The sequence below is a fragment of the Acinetobacter sp. FY683 genome (assembly GCF_059515885.1).
On the sequence record NZ_JCAKNA010000054.1, the window covers coordinates 1 to 5,549 of the forward strand.

The 5,549-nt window shown below is 36.8% G+C and carries 3 protein-coding genes and 1 pseudogene; 3 read left to right on the top strand and 1 reads right to left on the bottom strand.

Annotation, left to right across the window (positions count from 1 at the left end; genetic code table 11):
• Nucleotides 1–200: 200 nt before the first annotated feature.
• The 3 genes and pseudogenes from AC5YDH_RS14665 (at nucleotide 201) to AC5YDH_RS14675 (ending at nucleotide 4,541) form a co-directional block, all read left to right on the top strand.
• The gene (locus tag AC5YDH_RS14665) at nucleotides 201–383 is read left to right on the top strand and encodes a hypothetical protein (protein WP_496120558.1); all 183 of its coding nucleotides are present in this window, start codon (nucleotides 201–203) and stop codon (nucleotides 381–383) included.
• A gap of 96 nt (nucleotides 384–479) precedes the next feature.
• Nucleotides 480–2,045 (top strand): annotated as a pseudogene (locus tag AC5YDH_RS14670) (site-specific DNA-methyltransferase).
• A gap of 9 nt (nucleotides 2,046–2,054) precedes the next feature.
• The gene (locus tag AC5YDH_RS14675; protein WP_496120560.1) at nucleotides 2,055–4,541 is read left to right on the top strand and encodes a DEAD/DEAH box helicase; all 2,487 of its coding nucleotides are present in this window, start codon (nucleotides 2,055–2,057) and stop codon (nucleotides 4,539–4,541) included.
• 21 nt (nucleotides 4,542–4,562) lie between these two features.
• Here AC5YDH_RS14675 and AC5YDH_RS14680 read toward each other — a convergent pair whose 3' ends face one another.
• On the bottom strand, nucleotides 4,563–5,495 hold the full coding sequence (locus AC5YDH_RS14680) for an IS5 family transposase (protein WP_496116183.1): 933 nt from the start codon (nucleotides 5,493–5,495) through the stop codon (nucleotides 4,563–4,565).
• Nucleotides 5,496–5,549: the final 54 nt, after the last annotated feature.

A 5,549-nucleotide genomic window follows, 5' to 3' on the forward strand; every position in this document is an offset into this window, starting at 1 on the left:
CGCGACTCATGAGTGCTCGGTTATATGCGGGCCAATTGGTTGTGCGGTAGATTTTGTGTGTAGGCTTCTTCATTTGAAAATTATATCGCTGAAAAACCCTTTACAGATAGGTTTGTGCAACAAAACCTATTGAAAATAAATCTTTAACTTTTAATAAAGATAAGCTTTTTACTAAAAATATTAGTTATTTTATTACACGTATGAACCAAAAAAGTTCAGATCAACATTATTCAAAACCCCTACCATTATCTTGGGAATATTCTGAATTTGAACAATTTGTCAGTGCCCATGTTATAGGGAGTGCTGAAAAATGGGATAAAGTAACACCAAAACAAATTTTATCTAGTTGGCTTAATGCTGTGGAATATGATGTAGAAGAATAAATTTAAAATTGATTCTTGCTAGAGATTGTTAATCTTTTCATAAATCTCTAGATTTTTTGATAAGATTGACTTAATTTTTATTGATTCAGTATTGTTATGCCACTATTAGATTGGGTGAACCGAAACCAAGCTGAAGAAACAGCAACCCAAGTTCCATATCACCTTTTAAAATTCGAAAAATCATATGGTGATGATGAACAGGCAAAAGAAAACCTGATTATTCAAGGTGATAATTTACAAGCACTAAAAGCTCTGTTGCCACTTTATGGTGGACAGGTGAAATGTATTTTTATTGATTTTAAGTGTATATAACCTTACAACACTCAATCAGCTTTTGAACACTATGATGATAAGTTAGAACATGCGCAATGGCTTTCTATGATGTATCCACGTCTTCAACTGCTTAAAGAACTTTTAGCGGAAGATGGCTCTATTTGGATTACACTTGATGATAATGAAGCACATTATTTGAAAGTTCTAGCTGATGAAGTTTTTGGAAGAAAGAATTTTTTAGCTAACTTAATTTGGCAAAAAGCTTACAGTGCAAAAATGGATGCACAAGGGTTTAGCGCTTCACATGATCATATACTTGTTTATGGAAAGACCAACAAAGTTGCTATCAAAAGATTAGAGTTTGAACAAAATAGTAGCCAGTTTAATTACTTTGATGAAATTAAGAATAAATTTTATAGACGTAGATCTTTACGTAAAGAGGGTTCTGAGTCTTTAAGACAGGACCGACCATCTATGTGGTACCCAATTATTGCTCCTGATGGCTCAGAGATCCATCCAATAAAGCCTACAGGTGTTGAAGGGCGATGGCGTTGGAAACAAGAGAATGTTATCTCAAATTCAGATGACTTAGAGTTTATATTCAAAAATAATAAATGGGAAATATATGTTAAACAATATGCTGAAGATAAAGCATATAGACCTCCTGAAACTATATGGTTAAATGAGGAGGTAGGACACAACCATGAAGCAAAGCTCGAAGTAAGTATTTTTAATTCTTCGGATGTTTTTGATACGCCTAAACCTGAAAGATTGATTCAAAAAATTCTCACCATTGTAACCGAGGAAAATGATCTCATCCTTGACTCATTCCTCGGTAGCGGTACAACAGCCGCAGTTGCTCATAAAATGGGACGACGTTATATCGGTATTGAAATGGGTGAACATGCTAAGACTCATGTGATTCCACGGCTTGAAAAAGTCATTGAAGGTGAGCAAGGTGGTATTTCATCTGCTTTGAATTGGCAAGGTGGTGGTGGTTTTAGCTTCTATACTTTAGGTAGTTCTATTTTTGATGATAATGGCTTCTTAAATACTGATGTGAAGTTTAAAGATCTCGCTAGTTATGTTTGGTGGTTAGAAACAAAATTTGCCTTAAACCAAACTGAGAATTTTGATAATCCATTCTTGGGTATTTACGAAGGAACAGCCTACTATTTGCTCTATAACGGTATTTTAGGTGATCGACGACCAAATGGCGGGAATGTACTTACATCCTCTGTATTGAATCATTTAAATGAATGTTATGCTCATGACGGTAAAAGAATTGTGATTGGTGAAGCCTCCCGTTTAAGTCCTACTCGATTGGAAGCATTAAACATCGAGTTTAAACAAATTCCATATTCACTCTATGGTAATAAGGCTAAGTAAGGATTACTCATGTCACTTCAATTAAAAAATTATCAAAATCAGTCTTTACATGCTTTAGAGCAATTTTTTACTTTAGCTGCATCATTTGGGGCGGAACAAGCTTTTAAGCAATGTGTGGGCGAAAATATACAATATAACGACCGTCTAGATGGTATTCCAAGTGTATGTCTGCGTGTTCCTACAGGTGGTGGTAAAACCTTACTAGCATCACATAGTATTCCTATTGCTGCTCGAAATTATGCAAATACAGATACACCTATTGTTTTGTGGCTTGTTCCAACGGATATGATTCGTCAGCAGACACTTGCAGCTTTGTCAGATGTAACCCACCCTTATAGACAAGCTTTGCAAGGTTACTATGGTGATAAATTAAAAATTTGTGATATTGAAAGTTTACAAACATTAAATAAGCATGATGTTAATCAGTCTTGTATTGTGATTGTGACTACCATTCAGATTTTTAATATTGATAAAGATAAGACATTTCAACGTAATGCTTACGCTTTTGATGAGTCATTAAGTGAACATTTTACAGGGCTAACAGATTTTCAGACTCAAAATATGGATAGAGTTACGGCTGATACATTGCAATATCAGCCATTCTTGACTGAAAAAGATATTGGGCGTGTAAAGCATTCGTTGGTGAATTTCTTTAATCTGCACCGACCAATTATCATTGTAGATGAAGCACATAAAAACCGTGGTGGTAAGACCTTCTTTCCTACGCTGAAGCGTTTAAATCCTAGTTGCTTGGTTGAGCTAACAGCGACACCAAAAGATAATAACGTACTTTATTCAGTGTCGGCTGCTGAACTCAAAGTCGCTGAGATGATCAAGTTACCAGTCGTTCTGACTGAACATCCACATAGTTGGCAAGACTGTATTCGCGATGCACTTATCCAACGTCAAAAATTAGAGGTGTTGGCTCAAAGCGAAAAAGAATATATTCGTCCAATTTTGTTGATCCAAGCTCAGGATAAAAATGGTGAAGCGAATGTAGAAGCTGTAAAACAGCATTTATTAAGCGAATATGAAAATATAACTGAAGAATGGATTGCGATCTCTACAGGGCAAACCAAAGAGCTTGAAGATGAAAATCTGTTTAGCCCTATGAGTAAAGTGAAGATTGTCATCACGGTAGAAGCTTTAAAAGAAGGTTGGGATTGTTCTTTCGCTTATGTACTTGCGAGTTTGCAGAACATCAATTCAGCTACTGATGTGGAGCAACTATTAGGTCGTGTCTTACGTATGCCTTACGCAAAATTACGCCAAAACGACGAACTCAACAAAGCATATGCGCATGTTATTTCTAGTTCTATCGCTCAAGCGACCATGCTACTTAAAGACCGTATGGTACAAAATATGGGCTTTAATAAATGGGAAGCTGATACCGCCATTGTTGTGAATCCTCAACCTGAATTAGATCTAGGTCAAACTGGTAGTGTTGGAACCAAACCTAAAACTCCTGAAGTTATTATTTCTGTACCATTTGAAGTCAAGACAGATACTATCCCTACTGAGTTACAACATTCGGTACAGAAATTAGATAACAGTCAAGGTACATCTTTAGTGATCAATAAAGGCACAACTGACGAAGAGTTTGATCAAATCGAACAGGCTGTTATTGATAAAGCAACGCCTAAACAGAAAGCACAAGTCAAAGAAGCCTTTGATGATGCTCGTGCTGAACGACAAGCTCATCAAGCACCAGAGAACTGGAATGCTTCATTTGCATTGATTCCGCAATTAGGTTTATTTGTGGATGGTGAATGGCAAGTTGCTGATAAAGAGACGATTGAAGACTCCGTGGAATGGAATTTACTAGATTTTACTGTGCAGCTTGAAGGTTTTAATATCAGAGAAACTGTAAATAGTTTTGAAATTGATCTAAATATTGAAGATCAAGAGTTAAAGTATGGACAATTAGGTAGTCAGCAAATCCAATTTTCTGACATGCCAACACCCATCACTGAAAATGATTTACTCAACTGGCTTGATCGAAAAGTAAGACGTCAAGGTTTGACACAAATTCAATTACGAGCTTATTTAACAAAGCTAATCAGTTATTTGCTGAATGTACGAAATTTCACTTTAACTCAATTGCATCGTGCTCAGTTCCAATTGTCACTTGCTGTATCAAATGAATTAGACCGATTATTCGAATTAGCTCGTAAAAAGGCTTTTCAGGGTGATTTATTTAGTCAGTTACAGGTTGCTAATGAGCCTAAGCTTGAAAATAGTTTTGAATTTAAGCGTGGTATGTACCCTGTTAAGAAACCTTATCGCGGAAGTTTCAAGTTTAAGAAACATTTCTATGCCCAAATTGATGATTTAAGGGAAAAAACAGACGGTGGTAATATTTCTGAAGAATTCCAATGCGCTCAGTTATTAGACTTACATCCTAAAGTTAAATATTGGGTGAGAAATATTCCTAAGCAACCACAATATTCTTTTTGGCTACCAACGGCTTTGTTGCATAAAGGCTTGAAAGGCTGAGCTCCCCTAGGTGAGCCAAATTTAAGAGACAACTTGGGTATGAGGACGACCTAATTCTGTGAATTTATTCAAGACTGCCATGCGTGCGTGGATCTCATTCACCTGACTAGGAAAACTCCTTGCTGTTAATTTATCGCCTAATAATTTGATGCAATGCATCTTCGTTTCAACCAAACTCCGACGGTGATAACCAGACCACTTTTTCCAAAGCGATCTACCTAGACGTTTGACTGTCTTTAATAACTCGTTCCGCTCGATAGACCTCGCTTGCTGATCTTTCCAAGGCTTTGCATTTTTCCTCGGTGGAATGATCGCATGTGCATCTCGATCTAAAATGACTTGTCGGCAATGCTTTGTGTCATAAGCACCATCTGTATAAACAGAATCAATTTTCTCATCCAAGGGAATTTGAGAAAGTAAATCTTCAAGTACTTGAGAATCACCAACATCATTTGTAGTGAGCTGTACAGCACGTATTTGAAGAGTTTTAGCATCTATAGCAATATGCAGCTTACGCCATTGACGACGATATTCAGCCCCATGTTTCTTGCATTTCCATTCACCTTCACCTAGAAACTTCAAACCAGTAGAGTCTACGAGTAGATGCAGACCATCACTACTTTTTTCATAGCTAATCGCAATATCAATATGTTTTTGTCTTCTGCAAAGCGTAGTGTAATCCGGCGCTGTCCAATCTAATCCAGAGAGTTTAATCAGACTTTGAACAAAACCTGTGACCATACGTAAAGAGAGTCGAAATAGAGATTTGATCATTAAGCAGCATTGAATCGCTGTATCGGAGTAGGTCTGATTTCGACCTTGCTTGCCTTGTGATTGTGCATACCACTGGGTCTTTGGATCAAACCAAATGGAAATATTACCCCGGTTGATTAAGGCTCGATTATAGGATGACCAATTGGTTGTACGATAGATTTTAGGGGCAGGTTTATTCATTTTGAAATTATATTGCTGAATAAGCCTTCCATGCTAGGTTTGTGCAACAAAGCC

Excerpts from the sequence above, each read along its gene's own strand:
- AC5YDH_RS14665 (WP_496120558.1), top strand. The coding sequence starts at position 201 with ATGAACCAAAAAAGTTCAGATCAACATTATTCAAAACCCCTACCATTA.
- AC5YDH_RS14675 (WP_496120560.1), top strand. The coding sequence starts at position 2,055 with ATGTCACTTCAATTAAAAAATTATCAAAATCAGTCTTTACATGCTTTA.
- AC5YDH_RS14680 (WP_496116183.1), bottom strand. The coding sequence starts at position 5,495 with ATGAATAAACCTGCCCCTAAAATCTATCGTACAACCAATTGGTCATCC.